We start from the raw sequence: 18,954 nt of genomic DNA on the forward strand, positions 1-18,954 counted from the left end.
GTACTGAACGGTTATAAAATATTCTTAGAAATAGGAGCTTTCGCAGTGGAAAGAAGCGTTGTGCTTTCCATCCTGGATGCCAGATAGGATCTCATATGCATCTTGTGCAATATATTGACAGTTTATGCCAACCCCGTCTTTTACAGACGGGGTTGTGTTATATTTATAGCAATATAGAAGGGAGCAATCACAAGCATGAAATATCAGAATATCATAGATAACATGACCCTGAAGGAAAAAGCCGCATTCCTCAGCGGAAAAAGCGAGTGGCAGACAAGAGATTTCCCACGTCTGGACATTCCGGCGATTTTCTGTTCAGACGGACCGAATGGTGTGCGTAAACAGGCTGGAGCAGGAGATCATCTGGGAATCAATCCAGCAGTACCGGCAACCTGTTTTCCTACAGCGGCAGCAATGGCAAACAGCTGGGATGAAGAGCTGGAGCAGAGGGTAGGCGTAGCCCTTGGTGAAGAATCCATGGAAGAAGACGTAAACGTTCTTCTTGGACCTGGACTGAACATTAAGAGAAATCCTCTCTGCGGACGTAATTTCGAGTATTTTTCTGAGGATCCGTACCTTTCCGGAAAAATGGCAGCAGCCTTCATCCGCGGTGTACAGAGCACTGGTGCAGCAGCCTGTGCAAAGCATTTCGCAGTAAACAGCCAGGAGCTTCGCCGTATGGCAATGAATGCCGTGGTAGATGAAAGAACTCTCCGCGAAATCTATCTTACTGGCTTCGAAATCGCCATCAAAGAGGGCGGTGCGAAAACTGTTATGAGCAGCTACAACGAGGTAAACGGTGTTTACGCCAACGAAAACGAGCATCTGCTCAAAGACATTCTTCGCGACGAGTGGGGCTTCGAAGGCTCTGTTATCACTGACTGGGGCGCTTCTAACGACCATTCTCTCGGTGTAAAGAACGGTTCCACCCTGGAAATGCCGACTCCGGGACTTGATGCAGCAAGAGAGCTTCTTGCCAGCGTAGAAAGCGGCAAGATCAGTGAGAAGGACATCGACGAGCGCGTGGACGAGCTTCTCGATCTGGTACTTACTACCACCGAGAATGCAAAGCATTATAAAAAAGTGGCGGACAAGAAAGCCCTTCATGAGGAGCACCACAAGCTGGCACGTCTTGCCTGCGAGAACAGTGCAGTACTTCTGAAAAACGAGGACGGAATCCTTCCGGTTGGAGCGAAGGTTCAGGCAGCCGTAATCGGTGACTTTGCTTTTGACCCAAGATACCAGGGCGCAGGTTCTTCCATGGTAAACTCCACAAAAGTAGATTCCATCAAGGACATGCTGGAGACCAGCGGAATCTCTGTAACAGGAATCGTCCGCGGCTATCAGCGTGACGGCAAAGAAGACGAAGCCATGAAAAAAGAGGCTGTGGATCTTGCACGCCGTTCTGATGTAGTTCTGTTTTTCTTCGGACTGAATGAGAAAAGCGAGACAGAGGGTCTTGACCGTAAGCATCTCCGCATTCCCCAGAACCAGATCAATCTGATCCAGGAGCTGGCAAAAGCAAATGCAAACATGGTTGGTATCATCAGCGCAGGTTCTGTTATCGAAATGCCGTGGCACCATCACTTCAAAGCTCTGCTTCATACCGCCCTCATGGGACAGGCTGGTGCAGGCGCAGTTCTTGACATCCTTTCCGGAAAGGTTAATCCATCTGGAAAGCTTGCAGAAACTTATATTAAGAAATATGAGGATACTCCTTCTTATAATTACTATCCGTCACAGGAGCGGAACTCTGAGTACAGAGAGGGAATTTACGTAGGATACCGCTATTTTGACACAGCTGGTGTGCCGGTAAACTATCCATTTGGATACGGTCTTTCCTACACTACATTTGAATACAGTAATCTCCAGGTGAAGCCAGACGGCGTAACCCTTACCATCCGTAACACTGGAAAATACGACGGTGCAGAGATCGCCCAGCTTTATGTAGGACTTCCGGGAGCAAAAGTTTTCCGTCCGATTAAAGAGCTGAAAGGCTTTTCCAAGGTGTTCTTAAAGGCGGGCGAGGAGAAAACAGTTACCATTAAGTTCGATGACAAGACATTCCGTTACTGGAATATGAAGACAAATAAATGGGAAGTAGAAGGCGGCGTTTACAGCATTATGATCGGTGCAAACTGTGCAGATATCCGTCTTCAGGATACTCTTGCCATTATCGGAACCACTGAGGTGATGCCGTATTACACCAACCGCGTTTCTTCTTATGTGGATGGAAAGATCCAGAAGGTTGGAAATGAGGAGTATGAGATCATCCTTGGACATTCCATTCCGGACGGAAGCTGGAGCGGCGAGCTTGGCATGAACGATGCCCTTTGCCAGATGTATTACGCGAAAAGCGGAATTGCCCGTTTCATCTGTAAGAAGCTGGGTGAAAAGCTGAAAAAGAGCGAGGCAGCAGGAATTCCGGATCTGAACACTTTGTTCCAGTACAATATGCCATTCCGTGCCATTGCCAAGATGACCGGCGGCATGGTTTCCATGGAAATGGTAGAAGGACTTGTGAAGGTTGTGAATGGACATTTCAGCGGCCTTGGAAAAGTGATCAGCGGATTTTTCAGAAATCAGAAGCTGAACAAGCAGTACGAGAAAAATCTGGAAGAGCAGAAATAGGAGAAGTATCATTATGGGAAAAATCAAACAGTTAATCGAAGATCACCCAAACATCTGGGAATTTATTAAATTTAACGTATTATCCAACTGCGCAACTATCACAAACTTCATTATCATGTGGCTGTGCACCGGTTTTATTTTCAAAAGCTTTGCAAATACACCATTTAAGTTTCTGGTGTTCAATTACGCAGATAACATTGAGTCCAATCTGGGCTTGTGTGGCTTCTTAAGCTTCCTGGTTGCAACTGCAGCTGCCCAGACTGTAAACTTTTTTGTACAGAAGAATCTGGTTTTTAAATCCAATGCTGCATTTGAAAAGGCTGTGCCGAAATATATTGTACTTGCAGTTGTGCTGGTTCTTGTATCCGCAGCACTTCCGGCTTACAGCCAGAGCTTTTTCGTAAATATCGGCATTTCCGAAGCGCTTGCACCTACACTTGCAAATGTGGTGAACATTCTGGTTCAGGTAGTACTCAGCTATCCGACCATGAAATTCTGGATCATGCCGAACAAATAAAAATGGCGGTTATTTTTGCCTGATATAGTGACAGATAAAGAAATCCCCCGGTCTGGTGGCTTTGCGCTCCTAACCGGGGGATTTTGTCAGGAAGTAAGCATTGTAAAGAATCTTTATACGTGCTAAGATAAAAGACGGAATTTAACAATTTAAACACATTTTTCCCACAAAGAGAACACAAATTATCCCTATACTGTGAACTATCAAATGAAAAGAATATAAAAGAGTTTCTAAAGGAGGCTTTTATCATGAAGAATAGAAATGAAGAATTAAAGAGAAAACTTAAAAAGGCAGCAAGCATTAGTCTTTGTGCAGTACTGGCAGGCGGCCTTGCAGCAGGAACATATACAGGAGTTAACTATCTGACAGGCTACGAGCAGAGCGTACAGGCAGCAAGCGAAGATAAGGTTGAGCTGCTGAAATCCGAGAAGAAATCGGATGATTCCAAGGATGACAGCAAAGATGAGAGTACAGCAAAGGGCAGCCTTGATGTATCTGGTATTGTAGAAGCGGCAATGCCAAGTATCGTTTCCATTACAACCAAATCTGTAGAAGAGGTTCAGAACTACTACGGAATGTTTGGTCAGTACGGTGCTTATTCACCATCCCAGGAACAGGAGGTTCAGGGAAGCGGTTCCGGTATTATCATTGGTAAGAACGATTCCGAGCTTCTGATTGCAACCAACTATCACGTAGTAGAAGGTGCGGAGACCTTATCTGTTGGCTTCTGTGACAGCACAGCATGTGAGGCTAAGGTAAAAGGCTATGACAGCGAGAAGGATCTTGCAGTTGTAGCAGTTTCTCTGGATGATATTGACAGCGATACAATGGATGCCATTACGATCGCAACCATCGGTAATTCCGATGACCTGAAGGTTGGTGCACAGGTTGTTGCAATTGGTAACGCACTTGGTTATGGTCAGTCCGTAACAACCGGTATTGTAAGTGCCAAGAACCGTCAGCTGAATTCTGATGATACAGTTGGCGATTATGACAGCGACAGCAATTCCGCTACAAACCTGATCCAGACAGATGCAGCAATCAACCCAGGCAACAGCGGTGGTGCTCTTCTGAATATGAATGGTGAGGTTGTTGGTATCAACTCTGCAAAGCTTGCTTCCACAGAGGTTGAGGGTATCGGTTATGCAATCGCAATTTCTGATGTAACAGATACGCTGGAGAGCCTGATGAATGAGGAGACCAGAGATAAAGTTGATAACCACGGTGTTCTGGGAATCACAGTTCATAGTGTTGACAGTGAAGTAAGTGAGGCATATGGTGTTCCGGAAGGCGTTCTTGTAAGAGACGTAACAGAAGGCGGTGCAGCTGATGAGGCTGGTATTGAAGCAAAATCCATCATTACAAAATTTGCAGGCAAGGTTGTTACAACCAAGGAACAGCTGGTTGATTTCCTTTCCTACTACGAGCCTGGTGAGGATGTAGAGCTTACCATTGAGGTTCCGGATGGAAAAGGTTACAAAGAAGAGACGGTAACTGTAACTCTTGGCGAGAATACAAATACACAGAGTGCGGATTCCAAGGACAACGGTGACGGTCAGGGAAGCAGCCAGGATGATAATCTTCTGGAAGACTGGGAGAATAACGAAGGCGGCGCAGGTCTCCAGTACGGCGAAGGCTGGAATTAAACAGCCTCGGAAATGTGAATAAATAATAGAATGAGAGAGGTTCATCTGTAAAAAAGGTGGACCTCTTTTTTCGGTCAAACTCTCCCACAAAGCGGGGTGTGCCGATTGAGAAACTGATTTTTCAAACATACTATGCTTTGAAATAGTTAGAAAACACATAGAAAATTGAATAATAGATTGCGTAACCTACATTAAAAAGGTATAATTATTTTATTGTCGTCAGACTGCGGCATAATATTTTTAAGAATTATACGAAAAAGGGAAAGAGTCAGTAAAATGAACAACGCAAGATTTCTGGTTTTCGATATAGATGATACCTTATATAGTCAGATGGAGCCGTTGCTTACAGCCTGTGAGTTCAGTCTGGGCAGGAAGCTACCGGATCCGGAGCTGTTTTACCGGATCTTCGGGAAAAGAAGCGCTGAAATGTTTTTGTTCAGCGAGAGTGGACAGATTTCCATTCATGAATCCCGGATTTACAGAATTGAAAATACTATGAAAGACCTTGGAATTCCCTTTACCAGAGAGCAGGCAGAGCTCTTCCAGAAGAGATATAAAGAGAATCAGTCCCATCTTCATGTTTCAGGGGTAATGACACAACTGCTGGACGAATGCGAAGCTGCCGGAGTAAAAATGGGCGTGATCACTAACGGACCTTTTTCCCATCAGGTTCAGAAGTTTCACACATTGGGACTTGATAAATGGTTTACAGAGGATCAGCTGATCGTGTCTGCAGGCGTGGGCGTGGCCAAGCCGGATGTGCAGATTTTCCGCATGGCAGAAGAAAAATGGGGAATGAAGCCGGAGAATACTTTTATGATCGGGGATTCTCTGGAGAATGATATTGCAGGTGCAAAAAATGCCGGATGGAAGACCATCTGGATGAACCATCACCGTTATACGGTTCCGGAAGGTATGGAAAAACCAGATTATATTGCATATACAGAGGAAGAGTTGAGAAAGCTTATTGTCCAAATATGCTTTACAACGAAGAAGGATGGATAAAGTATGGTATCAGATTACAAAATCACCATGGAGCAGGCAGAATACGAGATGGTCTGTTACCGTAAGGTTTTTAACTTTGTAAGGCTTCTTGACCAGGAAAAACTGGAGAAATTGAATGCAGAAGGTCTGTTGGCAGCAGAGGGCGGACAGACAAAAAAAGCAGATTTGTGCATAGGACATTTTTGCCAGGGCTGTGTGGCAATGGAAGCCTTTTTACGGAAGGCAGAGCTGTGCAAGCTGGAATTTATTGGAGATGACATTTATCAGATCATGGCTAAATATCTGGAAATTGACGGTAAGCCTTATGTAATGGAGCTTTTGAAGAAAATGGACAAAAGCAGCCTGATCGACTGGAAAGATCATGAGCGCCTGATCAGCAGCCTTACCGGATATAACGAGAGACTGTATCAGGATGTTCTTACGAAGGCATACAACAGACGTTATTATGAAGAAGAATTGAAGTCCCAGATGGGACCGGCTGGAATTGCCATGATCGATCTGGACGATTTTAAGCTTTATAACGACACATATGGACATAATGCCGGGGATATGGCACTGACTGTTGTTGCAGAAACCATATGCAAGCATATCCGTAAGGATGATATTCTGATCCGCTATGGAGGGGATGAGTTTCTTCTGGTGCTTCCCGGAGTAACAGAAGTGAAATTTGCCGGAAGACTGCAGGAAATCCATGATAAGATCCATCTGGCTACTGTGCCGGGATATGCAGGGATTCAGCTTTCTGTGAGTATTGGAGGAACAATTGCCGGGGCAGATGAAACCATCGGAAGTGTAGTAGGAAGAGCTGACCGCTTTATGTACCAGGCGAAAACCCGTAAGAATCTGGTGGTAACCGAGTCTAATGAGATAAAAGATGGAAATGCAGATGGCGCAGAGGTTAATCGTGATGAGCTGAAACAGCAGATTCTGATCGTGGATGATGCTGAGCTGAACCGTGATATTCTTGCGGAGATCCTGCACCATGATTTTAAGACTATGGAAGTAAGCTGTGGAGAGGAATGTCTCTCCGTGCTTCGGGAGTATGGTGCAGGAATCTCACTGGTGTTGCTTGATATTGTAATGCCTGACATGGACGGCTTTGCAGTTCTTGAGGAGATGAACCGGAACCATTGGATCGAGGACATTCCAGTCATCATGATCTCCAGTGAGGAGACAGAATCATATATACGCCGGGCGTATGAAATGGGAGTTTCAGACTATATCAGCCGTCCGTTTGATGCCAGAGTTGTTTACCGGCGTGTATATAATACTATTAAATTATACGCAAAACAGAGGCGCCTAATCACACTTGTAACGGATCAAATTCGAGAAAAAGAAAAAAATAGTCAAATTTTGATAGATATTCTCAGCCATATCGTAGAATTTCGTAATGGAGAGAGCGGTCAGCACGTTCAGCACATAAAGATGTTGACCGGATTTCTGTTGGACAGACTGATGCAGAAAACAGATAAATATGATCTGAAATGGTCTGACCAGTACATGATCACAATTGCATCTGCCCTTCACGATATTGGTAAAGTGGGTATCGACGAGAAGATTTTGAACAAACCAGGCAGACTGACAAATGAAGAGTTTGAGGAAATGAAGAAGCATACCCTGATCGGTGCTTCCATGCTGAAGAGTCTTGGGGTATATCAGGATGAGGAGCTTGTGAAGGTGGCTTACCAGATCTGCAGATGGCACCACGAGCGCTATGACGGCAAGGGCTATCCGGATGGTCTGAAGGGGGAAGAAATTCCGATTGCAGCCCAGGTGGTTTCAGTTGCGGATGTATATGATGCCCTGACAAGCGAGCGTGTTTACAAGAAAGCATTTTCCCATGAGAAGGCTATGGAGATGATCCTGGCTGGTGAGTGTGGAACCTTCAATCCGCTGCTTCTGGAGTGTTTGCAGGATATTCAGGGCAATATCCAGGAGGAAATGAAGAGAGCAGCAGAGCAGCCTATGCTTGTGCAGAATTCTTATGTGGGGAAGATGATCGAGACGGTGCAGTAGGCAGGGATTATTATAATGTAATATATTGCGGTATTGTTCGGCGAATTGTTTTGGGTAAAAATTGTGAACAACAGCATTTGCAGGTCGGGGGACCTGCGGGAGTGGGGGTAAGTTTTACTTTATGAAAAAGAAAATTCTTACACTGGCGGCAGTGGTAACACTGCCGTTTATTCTTCTTGTGATGTATCTTCTTGCCTCGATGGCAAGCTATAGCAATACCTATGATGAGATCGTAAGCAACATGACTGTGGCGAACAATTACAATCTGAATTTCAAAGAAGAGATGGATGAGAGCCTGTATAAGCTGGTTGTTAGCTACGTCACTCTGGATACCATCGAAACAGACAAAAGTCTTAAGAATCCATATACTTTAATAGATGAATTACGCAGCGAGTTTACCAGACTGACAGCCATTACCACAGAATCTGAGAGCAAGCTGTGGCTGGAGAGCCTTCTTCGCAATATCGATACCCTGGAAAAAAGAGTGGACGATATTGTGGACAGCATTTCTGCCGGTGGCAGATATAATGAAAATATTGAGAAGCTGGACAACAATATTTACATTCTGACGGAACTGATCCAGGACGATATCCAGTATTATATTTATTATCAGACACGTTATATGGACAAGGTCACGGATACCCTGCAGAATCAGATCGGGCGGTTTATGGTGGTGTGCAGTGTGCTGATCGGCGTGCTGATCATTGTGGTTGCAGTCAGCGCGGTGATGATCGTTTCCGGTATTATACAGCCCATCAGTCAGTTGAACCAGGCTACGGAGAAGATTGCCCAGGGTGATTTCAATGCCAGAGCCCAGGTGGATTCCGATGATGAAGTGGCTGAGCTTGCAGTGAGCTTTAACAAAATGGCAGGAAGCATGCAGTCCCTGATCGATAAGGTGAAGGAAGACGAGCGGAAAATGCGAAAAGCAGATCTGCGTCTTCTTCAGGAGCAGATTCAGCCTCATTTTCTTTATAATACGCTGGACACCATTGTGTGGCTGATCGAGTCCAATGAGCCGGACGAAGCGGTGACCATGGTTGTTACACTGTCGGACTTTTTCCGTGAGATCCTAAGCAAAGGGAAGGAATTTATCTCCATTAAGGAAGAAGAGAAGCATATCAGCAGTTATCTCCAGATCCAGGAAATGCGTTACCGGGATATTCTGGAATATGACATTCAGCTGGATCAGGTAATTTATAAATATCAGATTCTGAAGCTGACTCTTCAACCAGTGGTGGAGAATGCGCTTTATCATGGAATCAAGTATAAACGTGCCAAAGGCTGTATTCACATTCACGGGGAGAAGGAGGGGGATATTATCCGCCTGACTGTCCGGGATGATGGTGTGGGCATGGATGAGGAAGAGCTTGAACAGCTTCGTCAGCAGATCGAGAAGCCTTGCCAGGAGACGGAGAGGGGCTTTGGTCTGGCAAATGTAAATGAGCGTATCCACATGTATTTCGGACCGGAGTATGGAATGAAGATTCAGTCACAGAAGGGTAAGGGAACTACAGTGGAGATTGTAATTCCGGCTATTCTGGAAGCTCCGGTTGAGAAAAAAGGGAATGATATAGCAAAAGTGGCTGAAGGCGGCAACAGCGTGAATCCTGACACAAATAAAAAAATAGAAAGTAATCCGAAACAGCAGAATGCCAATAAGATAATTGAGGGTGGATGGCCACAGCAGGAGGAGACAGGCGTATGAGACAGTTTATAAGAAAAAACATCTGGGCTGTGGCACCGGTTGTGTTTGTGCTTGTGGCACTGGTTCTTCTGGGAAGTCCTTTGAGCAGCAGTAAAGTGCAGGAAACTCCTGCGGAGGACGACAATCTGATCGTAGTAGGTGTTTCCCAGGTGGGAAGCGAATCTGTATGGCGAAGTGCCCACACGCAGTCCATTCAGGACGCGTTCACCAGGGCAAACGGCTACATGCTGATTTTTGACAATGCCAGGCAGAAGCAGGCCAATCAGATCAAGGCTATTCGGAGCTTTATTTCCCAGCAGGTGGATTATATTGTAGTTTCTCCTATTGAGGAATCTGGCTGGGACACTGTGCTTCAGGAGGCGAAGGATGCCAGGATTCCGGTAATCCTCATAGACCGTAAGGTTTCTGTGGATGATGACTCCCTCTATGCTTCCTGGGTTGGTTCCGATTTTGTCCGCGAAGGACAGGATGCCGGTTACTGGCTTGAGGATTACATGAAAAAGCAGGGCAGGGAAGATGACGAAATTAACATTGTAGTGCTGAAAGGAACCAAAGGCGCCTCCGCTACCATCGGCAGAACCCGTGGGTTCAATGAAGTGGCAAAGGTGCAGCATAATTGGAACATTTTGCAGCAGGTAGACGGAGAATTTACCACAGCAAAAGGAAAAGAAGAGATGGCAAGGCTTTTGGATCAGTATGATGACATAGATGTGGTGGTTTCACAGAACGATGACATGACTTTTGGAGCACTTGAAGCCATCAGAGAAGCAGGAAAAACAGCCGGAGTGAACGGCGATATTACGGTAATTTCCTTTGACGCAGTGGATGCCGGCGTAGAGCTGGTGCGAAACGGGGAAATCAACATTGATGTCCAGTGTAATCCTGACCAGGGAAAATACGTGGAGCAGATCATTCAGGATATGGAGGCTGGCAAAGAAATAGAGAAAGCATATTATGTTCCGGAGCGGGTGTATACCCAGGAGAACGTTGGGGAGGAAGAAAATGTTACGGAAGGTATTTCTGGTTGAAGATGAGACGGTGATCCGCGAAGGGCTCAGGGACAGGATTCCCTGGGATCAGTTCGGATACCGTTTTGTAGGGGAAGCAGCAGATGGGGAAATGGCCTTGCCTCTGATCCGTAAGACAAAGCCGGATGTATTGATCACGGATATTAAAATGCCTTTTATGGATGGGCTTTCCTTAAGTAAAATTGTGAGCAAAGAATTTCCGCGGATGAAGATTATTATTATCAGTGGTTATGATGATTTTGAATATGCAAGACAGGCAATTGAAGTTGGTGTTGACCAGTATCTGCTGAAGCCGGTTACCAGAATGAAGCTGAAAAATGTACTTCTTGAACTGAAAGATAAGATCGAGCAGGATCAGGAGCAGGAGGACTACCGCACCCAGTTTCAGAATGAGCTTCAGGAGTATGAGCAGTTTTCCAGACGGCGTTTTATGGAAAAAATACTGGAGGGCGAGCTGTCGGTTAAGGAGATTTATGATGAGGCAGAGCGTCAGTCTATAGAAATTACGGCAGCAGGATATAATCTGCTTTTCCTGTATTTACAGGAGAAAAATAAGGACAAGATGGCTGGATTTCTTCGGAAACAGGATGAAGTGCTTCACTATTTTCTCCGCTATCCCCAGTATCTGCTTTTTCGCTGGAATGTAAACAGCTACGGAGTTCTGGTAAAGGGGGAATTGTCCCAGCTTCCGGAGCTGACAGATAATTGCGTGGAGTATGTGAAACGGACCTGCGAAGGGGAAGAGCAGATGGACTGGTATGTGGCTGTAGGAAAACCGGTGGAGAGATTGAGCCTGCTTTCCCAGTGTTATCAGAGTGTGAATCATTATTTTGCATATCGTTTTATGGTGCCGGGACTGCATGTGCTTACAGAAGATACCTTGGAGAGTTATGTAAACTCGCAGGGAGAGAACCGGCTGGCAGCAGTGGATTATTCTCAGTTGAATCCGGAGATCATCAAGGATTTTCTCACAAAAGGAAGCAGCAGTGAGATACAGGAGTTTGTCCAGGGATATCTTGGCGGTATGAGTAAGGCGCTGGAGTCCAGAATGTTCCGGGATTATGTGGTGCTTCATATTCGGTTTACAACTATTATGTATCTGGAATCCATTGGTGTGGAAAAAGAATGTTATATAGAACGGATCGAGGGAAAATATCAGGATACCAGTATCAAGGCATCACAGGTGGCAGGGTATTGTGTGGACATTCTTCAGAGTGCCATTGATATCAGGGATGAGAAGAATGAGTCTCAGGGCAACAGTGCCATGAGGAAGGTGCTGGATTATATTGATGAGAATTACTATAAAGAGACCATTTCCCTGAATGAAGTAGCGGATGCGGTAAATATGAGTGCCAACTATTTAAGCGCAATTTTCAGCCAGAATATGCAGAAGACTTTTGTAGAGTATATTACCTGCAAACGTGTTGACAGAGCGAAAAAACTCCTGCGCGAGACGGACAAGTCGTCCGGAGAGATCGCACAGGAGGTGGGATATAAGGATCCCCATTATTTTAGTTATGTGTTTAAGAAAAAATCCGGGTGCAGCCCAAGGGAATATCGGAGTAAGGGGACTGCATGATATTCAAAATTAATTATGTGATTTCGGCAGTGACAACTGCCATGGGACTTCCTGTGAAGAGACAGGGAGTCCTTTTAATTTGTTTATGCTCATATGGGCGGCCAGAGTACCAGGCTGGTGTGCGGAATGGGTCAGTGTTGTGGCGCGGAGCAGACCAGATGTGGTAAGATAACTGGTATTGAAGGCGGCTAGTGCTATTGTGGTTTCGAAACTATGACCGGTGGAGGTAGCTTTGAATCCAGTGTTTTGAAGAGAGGATGAAAGGGGAGCATGAGTTGCTATCCTTTTCTCCTGTCCAAGCGCCAGCTCTTCCCATAACAGCCATGCAATAAAGTCATCCTCACAAATAAAAGCAGTGCAGTCGGGGGTGATTCGTTCCAGAAATTTTTTCAGGAAGCTGATATCCCGGCTCTGACGGAAATCATCCAGCTCCTGTATGGTATACCAGCAGATGTTGCGGTCTGGTACAGTCAGCCCCTGGTTTTGCATGGCATCCAGAAAGCCCTGGTATCGTTCATGTCCCCGCTGATCGTCCATCTGGAAAATACCGGCGATAGAAGAATGGCCTTTTTCCACAAGACTTTGCACCAGAAGACCAGCCCCATATAGATTATCTTCATAGATTACTGGAATCTGAGACAACTGGGGATAAGCACATCCCAGGAACAAAATGGAAGTTCCCCTTTGTATCAGCTTTTGATAAAGCTCTGTATTAGGTGATGGTAAGGCGCTTTTTACAGGCTCCACAATAAGCGCCCGCAGCGGACTTTTCAAAAGAAACTGAAGGATTTGCCGTTCCTGGTCCACATGACTGTGAGTGGGGTAAACCTTGCAGGAAAATCCCTCCGCAGCCAGCGCCACACGAATATCATTTATCAGTGCAGGATATTCATATTGCTGTTCATCGGGAATCAGAATTCCTACTATATTCCGGTTTTCCAGGCTGGAAAGTCCGGTAATGTAAGCTCCGCTCCCTTTAATGCGGCGGATTTCCCGCTCATCTTCAAGAACCGCCAGTGCCGCGCGGACCGTCTGCCGGCTGACACGGTATCTGGCAGCCAGCTCCTGTTCTGTGGGAAGCTTGTTGCTTCCCTTTTGAATAGAATCTGAAATGATTTCTCTTAGCTGTTCAACCAGCCATTTATATTTGATCGCCATATATTTTAGTTCCTCTTTCTTAGGTTAGAGTGTGTTTGAAAAATTCTTCCCGCAATCTGTCAGCGCCATTATTTACCAAGCTTCGGGTTGCTGTAGTGGATCTTATCACTTAGGGGGGATTTTCATTAATTAGCGGCATAATGTTTTTTTTATTTTGCTGAGATAGTTAGTTCATAAAATTTTCACATGAATTATTTATGATTTCCCAATAAATCATCTGCTTTTTCACTTCTAAAACCAAAAATATTATACCTTTTTCCAAATGATCAAACTTTTTTTCCAAGCTTAGACAGTTTGCCAAATCGAAAAACATAGAAAAAGGTGTAATATTTTTCACAAAATCATAAGAAAACAAACTTTCTAAATGAGAAATCATAAAATATCAACCTTTTTCCTGCCTGAAGTCCATTGTAATATAAATTTGTCTGTATTTCACTATGAAAACCAACAAATTTGTATTGTTTGAACTGACGAAACAACCAAAAGACGGGAAAACAATATTGAAATTTATGTTGATTTTCGCTAAATTATAGACATCAAGAAGAACACGGATTCAAGAACGGACGGAAAGCTACGACAGCAAACGGATCAGTGTTGAACGAGAAACCAATGGCAGGCGCGACCTGCAAAAGTATTTTTCTAAAAGAAAGAGAGGAACAATCACTATGAAAAAGAAATTAGCAGTTATGGCACTCGCAGCAGCAACACTCAGCATGATGGCTATGCCGGTTTACGCTGACGATCTGGTAACAGTTGGATACGCACAGGTTGGACATGAGTCAGACTGGCGTACAGCAAACACCCAGAACTATCAGGACGTTTTCTCAGAGGACGCTGGATACAGCCTTGACCTTGTAGACTGCGATAATGACAATGCTGCACAGCTGGAGGCTGTTCGTACATTCATTAGTAAAGATATGGATTACATCGTAATCGCTCCGATCCAGTCCGCTGGCTGGGACACCGTTCTTCAGGAAGCGCAGGACGCTGGAATCCCGGTAATTATCGCAGACCGTGAAATCGAGGCAAGCGACGACTTATACGATGCATGGGTTGGAACAAACACAACAAACGAAGGTATCACAGCTGGTAACTGGTTAGCTGAGTACCTTGGCGATAAAGATGCTAACATCCTTGTAATCGAAGGTTCTGTAGGAGCTTCCGCAGCACTTGGACGTACAAATGGTTTCAATCAGGTAGCAGAAGAGCATGACAACTGGAAGATCCTTGATTCTCAGTCCGGTGACTTCACACAGGCTGGTGGACAGGAAGTTATGGAGTCCTTCATCAAATCCTACGAGGGACAGTTCAATGTAGTTGTATGCCAGAACGATAACGAAGCATATGGCGCAATGGATGCAATGGATGCAGCAGGTATCACCTACGGTGTTGATGGCGATGTAACTCTTATTTCCTTCGATGCAACACATGATGGACTTCAGTATACATTAGATGGAAAGATCAACTGTGATGTTGAGTGTAACCCGATCCAGGCTGAGGTTGTTAAGGGCGTAATCGAGAAAATGCAGGCAGGCGAAGAATTTGAGAAGACAACTCTTGTTGAGGATCAGGCATTCGTAGCACCTGGAATCGAGAGCGAGTATGCAACAACTATGACAGATGAGGTTCTGGCTGGACGTGCTTACTAATTAGAAAAAAATCGGAGAGTGTGAAAACAGCAGAGCTGTGAAACAATCCGTAAACATCGAAATTGGTTATCAGCAGGCAGCTGAAAACCGATAAAGATGAATGAATAGGGGAGGAAAGTCCCAAGGCGGATTTTCTTCCCCTTAACTGTTTATACGAGGCTATGAGCCAGGGCTCAGAATATATGAGGCTATGGCAAATAACGCGATAACGAGGAGAATGAAAAATGAAGTTGATAACGGGAAGGGAGGAATCGCGTTGGAGGCAGGAGTAGTATTGAAAATGCAGGGAATCTGCATGACATTCCCAGGTGTAAAAGCACTGGAAGGCGTGGATCTGACATTGAAAAGGGGTGAAATCCGCGCGCTGATGGGAGAGAATGGCGCGGGTAAATCCACACTGATCAAGTGCCTGACCGGCGTAAATAAATTTGAGGCTGGAGAGATTTATCTGGAAGGATTTGATCATCCCATCGTAAATAAAGATACCATGGACGCCCAGAAAAAGGGCATTTCTACTGTATATCAGGAAGTAAACCTCTGTCCCAACCTTTCGGTGGCAGAGAATTTGTACATAGGCCGTGAGCCACTGACAAAGCTTGGAACGGTCAACCGAAAGGCCATGAACCGTCAGGCAGCTGCCCTTATGAAACAGCTGGAGCTTGACGTTGATGTAACACGTAATCTTGAAGAATATTCACTGGCATTGCAGCAGATGATCGCAATTGCCCGTGCTGTAGATATGGATTGTAAGGTGCTCATTCTGGATGAGCCAACCTCTTCACTGGATGACCGTGAAGTAGAAAAGCTTTTTACCATGATGCGCAGACTGAAGGAGAAAGGTGTAGGAATCATTTTCGTTACCCATTTCCTGGAACAGGTTTATGCAGTATGTGACGGAATCACCGTTCTTCGAAATGGCCAGCTGGTTGGCGAGTATGAGATTGCAGATCTTCCGAGAGTGAAGCTGGTAGCAGCTATGATGGGAAAAGATTTCGACGATCTTGCTTCTATTAAACCAGAGACCACAGGAGATAAGAGAAAAGAGCCCATGGTTATTGAAGCCCGTGGCTTAAGCCATGCAGGAACCATTAAACCGTTTGACCTTGATATCCACAAAGGAGAGGTTATCGGTCTTACCGGACTTCTTGGAAGCGGACGAAGCGAGCTGGCGCGTGCCATTTACGGTGCTGACCGCGCCCAGACCGGAACTTTGAAGGTAAAAGGCCAGGAAGTTAAGGTGAAAAACCCAATCGACGCCATGCATCTTGGCATGGGACTTCTCCCAGATGACCGTAAAGCGGAAGGCATTATCGCAGATCTGTCTGTAAGAGAAAATATCATCCTTGCTGTTCAGGCAAAGCAGGGTATCCTGAAAAAGATCCCTATGGCAAAGCAGTGTGAGATCGCAGACAAATACATTGATCTTCTCCAGATTAAATGTGCAAGCCGCGAGACCCTGATCAAACAGCTCTCTGGTGGAAACCAGCAGAAGGTTATCCTTGCAAGATGGCTTGCAACTAACCCGGATTTCCTGATTCTGGACGAGCCTACCCGAGGAATCGATATCGGTACCAAGACCGAGATCCAGAAGCTGGTTCTGAAGCTTGCAGATGAAGGCAAGAGCCTGATCTTCATTTCCTCTGAAATCGAGGAAATGCTTCGTACCTGCAATCGTATGGCAGTTCTTCGTGACGGCCAGAAGGTTGGAGAGATTGATGAGGCAGATATGAACCAGATGAACGTAATGAAAGCAATTGCAGGAGGTGAGCAGTAATGGGTAATTTCAAAAAACTGGCGCAGAAACGTCTGTTCCTTCCGGTTTTCAGTATGATCCTGGTCATGCTGATCAACGTAGTATATGATATTGCAACAGGAAGTGCACCACTTTCCTTCTTTATGATTTCCATTAAGAATGGTGTGCTTTACGGACGTCTCATTGACATCCTGAACCGTGGAAGTGAGATCGCCATCCTGGCAATCGGTATGACACTTGTTGTATCTGCTTCCGGCGGTACGGATATTTCCGTTGGTTCTGTCATGAGTCTTTACGCAGGTGTCTGCTGTATGATCCTTGCAGGATACGGAAATGTAAATGTGCAGGAGTATGCACATCCGCTGCTTGTAGGTATTGGAGCCGGACTTCTTGTCACTTTGATCTGTGGTGTTTTTAACGGATTTCTGGTTGCCTATATGAATATTCAGCCTATGGTGGCCACCCTGATCCTATGGTCGGCAGGCCGTGCAGTAGGACTTCTTCTTTGTAACAGCCAGATCGTTTATGTGCGTGTTCCTTCCTTCCAGAAGCTTGGCGCTTACTGCGGAATCATTCCTACACCGATCATTGTGGCTGCTGTGTGTGTGGCAATTGCTTCTATCGTACTTCGCTACACAGCACTTGGAACTTACATTCAGAGTGTTGGTATTAACAAAAAAGCTTCCCGTATCGCAGGCTTTAATTCCGCAAAGATCATCCTTATGTGCTATGCACTTTGCGGTCTTTGCGCCGGACTTGCAGGTATGGTGGCAACCTCCAGAATTTACTCAGCCGATACCAATAACATTGGTCTGAATATGGAGCTGGATGCCATCCTTTCCGTAGCACTTGGCGGAAACAGTCTTGGCGGTGGTAAATTCTCTCTGGCAGGTTCCATCATCGGAGCCTACACCATCCAGGCGATCACCACAACCCTGTATGCACTTGGTGTTTCCTCTGCACAGGCGCCGGTATTTAAGGCAATCGTAGTTATCATCATCGTAGTTATTCAGGCTGAGCCAGCCAAAGCATTCTTTAAGAAGCTGACAAAGAAATCCGGAAAGGAGGCAGCTCGGGCATGAAAAAGAAAAAAATAAACAGCAATAACCTGTTGCTGCTGATCACCATTGTATTATTCTTTGTAATGTATGCTGCAGGATGTATCGTATATGCGGACAAAGGCTTTACCCGTTTCCAGACATTCCTGAACATCCTGATCAACAATGCAGGTCTGATCTGCATCACAGCTGGTATGACTTGCGTCATGCTCACTGGCGGTATTGATATTTCCGTAGGTTCTCTGGTTGCTATGGACTGTATGATCCTGGCAGTTGGAATTGAGCAGTGGGGATGGTCCAGCCCGGTACTTATGCTTCTGATCCTTGCAATCGGTATTGTATTTGGTATTGTCCAGGGCTTCTGCATTTCCTATTTGGAGATTCAGCCCTTCATTGTAACCATGGCGGGCATGTTCTTTGCCAGAGGTATGACAGCTGTGATCTGTAAAGAGCAGGTAAGTATTGTTTCTGACAAGATCTTCACCACTCTTTCCAGCTTCAAGATTTCCCTTCCATTTGGAGGTTATCTGAACAAAAAAGGAATTATGCAGTATCCATACCTTCGTGTAACCGTTGTAGTTGCATTGATCGTAGTTCTTGTTATTTACCTGATGCTGAAATATACCCGTTTCGGACGCAGTATCTACGCAGTGGGCGGCAATCAGCAGTCTGCAACCCTGATGGGACTTGATGTTAAGAAAACACAGATGAAAGCATATATCCTTTCCAGTTTTCTTACCTCCATCGGCGGAATCTGCTATTGCCTGAACACTATGGCAGGTACCACCACGCAGGCAACCGGTCTTGAAATGGATGCTATTTCCTCCGCAGTCATTGGCGGTACACTTCTTACCGGTGGTGTAGGAAACGTACTTGGTTCTTTGTTTGGTGTATTGATCAATGGTACGATTTCTACATTGGTTAAAACCAATGGAAAACTGATCAGCTCCTGGTCCAACATTGTAACAGCAATCCTGCTGTGCTTCTTCATTGTACTTCAGAGTGTATTTGCACTGGTGAAGGAGCGGAAAAGTAAATAAGAATTGAATAAAGAATGAAATGAGACAGGCGGGTACATGATTAATGTGTACCCGCCTGATGCGGTATAGGGATATTCAGTTAATTGTGATTTAGTTAATTACGATTTAGTCAATCATGATTTAATCAATCGTAATTGACTAAATTGTGGTAAAGTGCGAAAGGACG

General features: G+C 45.2%; 13 protein-coding genes. 12 read left to right on the forward strand and 1 reads right to left on the reverse strand.

The window, feature by feature from the left end; translation table 11 throughout:
* The first annotated feature begins 195 nt into the window (after positions 1-195).
* From LIQ05_RS08335 to LIQ05_RS08370, 8 genes are all read left to right on the forward strand, one after another.
* Positions 196-2,631 carry a glycoside hydrolase family 3 C-terminal domain-containing protein gene (locus LIQ05_RS08335; RefSeq protein WP_226819861.1) on the forward strand — a complete coding sequence of 812 codons (2,436 nt, stop codon included), beginning with the start codon at positions 196-198 and terminating at the stop codon, positions 2,629-2,631.
* 13 nt (positions 2,632-2,644) lie between these two features.
* Complete coding sequence (locus LIQ05_RS08340; RefSeq protein ID WP_204454157.1) at positions 2,645-3,148, forward strand: GtrA family protein; 504 nt, start codon at positions 2,645-2,647, stop codon at positions 3,146-3,148.
* Positions 3,149-3,396: 248 nt separating this feature from the next.
* On the forward strand, positions 3,397-4,794 hold the full coding sequence (locus LIQ05_RS08345) for a S1C family serine protease (protein WP_226819862.1): 1,398 nt from the start codon (positions 3,397-3,399) through the stop codon (positions 4,792-4,794).
* 276 nt (positions 4,795-5,070) lie between these two features.
* A complete protein-coding gene (locus LIQ05_RS08350) occupies positions 5,071-5,799 on the forward strand; it encodes an HAD family hydrolase (RefSeq protein WP_226819863.1) in 729 nt (242 codons plus the stop codon).
* A 3-nt stretch (positions 5,800-5,802) separates the two neighbouring features.
* Entirely contained in the window at positions 5,803-7,815 is a 2,013-nt protein-coding gene (locus LIQ05_RS08355; RefSeq protein ID WP_226819864.1) for a diguanylate cyclase, read from the forward strand.
* 121 nt (positions 7,816-7,936) lie between these two features.
* Entirely contained in the window at positions 7,937-9,523 is a 1,587-nt protein-coding gene (locus LIQ05_RS08360; RefSeq protein WP_226819865.1) for a sensor histidine kinase, read from the forward strand.
* Positions 9,520-10,551, forward strand: coding sequence for an ABC transporter substrate-binding protein (locus tag LIQ05_RS08365; RefSeq protein WP_226819866.1), 1,032 nt, complete (start codon positions 9,520-9,522; stop codon positions 10,549-10,551). The genes LIQ05_RS08360 and LIQ05_RS08365 overlap by 4 nt, the downstream gene beginning before the upstream one ends.
* A complete protein-coding gene (locus tag LIQ05_RS08370; RefSeq protein ID WP_226819867.1) occupies positions 10,526-12,130 on the forward strand; it encodes a response regulator transcription factor in 1,605 nt (534 codons plus the stop codon). The genes LIQ05_RS08365 and LIQ05_RS08370 overlap by 26 nt, the downstream gene beginning before the upstream one ends.
* 9 nt (positions 12,131-12,139) lie before the next feature.
* Here LIQ05_RS08370 and LIQ05_RS08375 read toward each other — a convergent pair whose 3' ends face one another.
* Positions 12,140-13,288, reverse strand: coding sequence for a GntR family transcriptional regulator (locus tag LIQ05_RS08375; RefSeq protein WP_226819868.1), 1,149 nt, complete (start codon positions 13,286-13,288; stop codon positions 12,140-12,142).
* A gap of 665 nt (positions 13,289-13,953) precedes the next feature.
* On the opposite strand from LIQ05_RS08375, the gene LIQ05_RS08380 reads away from it, so the two are divergent.
* The 4 genes from LIQ05_RS08380 (at position 13,954) to LIQ05_RS08395 (ending at position 18,788) form a co-directional block, all read left to right on the forward strand.
* Positions 13,954-14,937 carry an ABC transporter substrate-binding protein gene (locus tag LIQ05_RS08380; RefSeq protein WP_226819869.1) on the forward strand — a complete coding sequence of 328 codons (984 nt, stop codon included), beginning with the start codon at positions 13,954-13,956 and terminating at the stop codon, positions 14,935-14,937.
* A 256-nt stretch (positions 14,938-15,193) separates the two neighbouring features.
* Positions 15,194-16,711, forward strand: a complete 1,518-nt coding sequence (locus LIQ05_RS08385) for a sugar ABC transporter ATP-binding protein (RefSeq protein WP_226819916.1) — start codon at positions 15,194-15,196, stop codon at positions 16,709-16,711.
* On the forward strand, positions 16,711-17,772 hold the full coding sequence (locus LIQ05_RS08390; protein ID WP_226819870.1) for an ABC transporter permease: 1,062 nt from the start codon (positions 16,711-16,713) through the stop codon (positions 17,770-17,772). The genes LIQ05_RS08385 and LIQ05_RS08390 overlap by 1 nt, the downstream gene beginning before the upstream one ends.
* Positions 17,769-18,788 carry an ABC transporter permease subunit gene (locus tag LIQ05_RS08395; RefSeq protein ID WP_226819871.1) on the forward strand — a complete coding sequence of 340 codons (1,020 nt, stop codon included), beginning with the start codon at positions 17,769-17,771 and terminating at the stop codon, positions 18,786-18,788. The genes LIQ05_RS08390 and LIQ05_RS08395 overlap by 4 nt, the downstream gene beginning before the upstream one ends.
* Positions 18,789-18,954 lie beyond the last annotated feature (166 nt).

This window comes from Blautia glucerasea (assembly GCF_020537505.1).
GTDB lineage: Bacteria > Bacillota > Clostridia > Lachnospirales > Lachnospiraceae > Blautia_A.

Bases quoted from the DNA above. Each gene is read 5' to 3' on its own strand.
- LIQ05_RS08360 (WP_226819865.1), top strand. From the start codon at position 7,937: ATGAAAAAGAAAATTCTTACACTGGCGGCAGTGGTAACACTGCCGTTT.
- LIQ05_RS08375 (WP_226819868.1), bottom strand. From the start codon at position 13,288: ATGGCGATCAAATATAAATGGCTGGTTGAACAGCTAAGAGAAATCATT.
- LIQ05_RS08340 (WP_204454157.1), top strand. From the start codon at position 2,645: ATGGGAAAAATCAAACAGTTAATCGAAGATCACCCAAACATCTGGGAA.
- LIQ05_RS08355 (WP_226819864.1), top strand. From the start codon at position 5,803: ATGGTATCAGATTACAAAATCACCATGGAGCAGGCAGAATACGAGATG.
- LIQ05_RS08370 (WP_226819867.1), top strand. From the start codon at position 10,526: ATGTTACGGAAGGTATTTCTGGTTGAAGATGAGACGGTGATCCGCGAA.
- LIQ05_RS08380 (WP_226819869.1), top strand. From the start codon at position 13,954: ATGAAAAAGAAATTAGCAGTTATGGCACTCGCAGCAGCAACACTCAGC.
- LIQ05_RS08365 (WP_226819866.1), top strand. From the start codon at position 9,520: ATGAGACAGTTTATAAGAAAAAACATCTGGGCTGTGGCACCGGTTGTG.
- LIQ05_RS08345 (WP_226819862.1), top strand. From the start codon at position 3,397: ATGAAGAATAGAAATGAAGAATTAAAGAGAAAACTTAAAAAGGCAGCA.
- LIQ05_RS08390 (WP_226819870.1), top strand. From the start codon at position 16,711: ATGGGTAATTTCAAAAAACTGGCGCAGAAACGTCTGTTCCTTCCGGTT.
- LIQ05_RS08350 (WP_226819863.1), top strand. From the start codon at position 5,071: ATGAACAACGCAAGATTTCTGGTTTTCGATATAGATGATACCTTATAT.
- LIQ05_RS08335 (WP_226819861.1), top strand. From the start codon at position 196: ATGAAATATCAGAATATCATAGATAACATGACCCTGAAGGAAAAAGCC.
- LIQ05_RS08395 (WP_226819871.1), top strand. From the start codon at position 17,769: ATGAAAAAGAAAAAAATAAACAGCAATAACCTGTTGCTGCTGATCACC.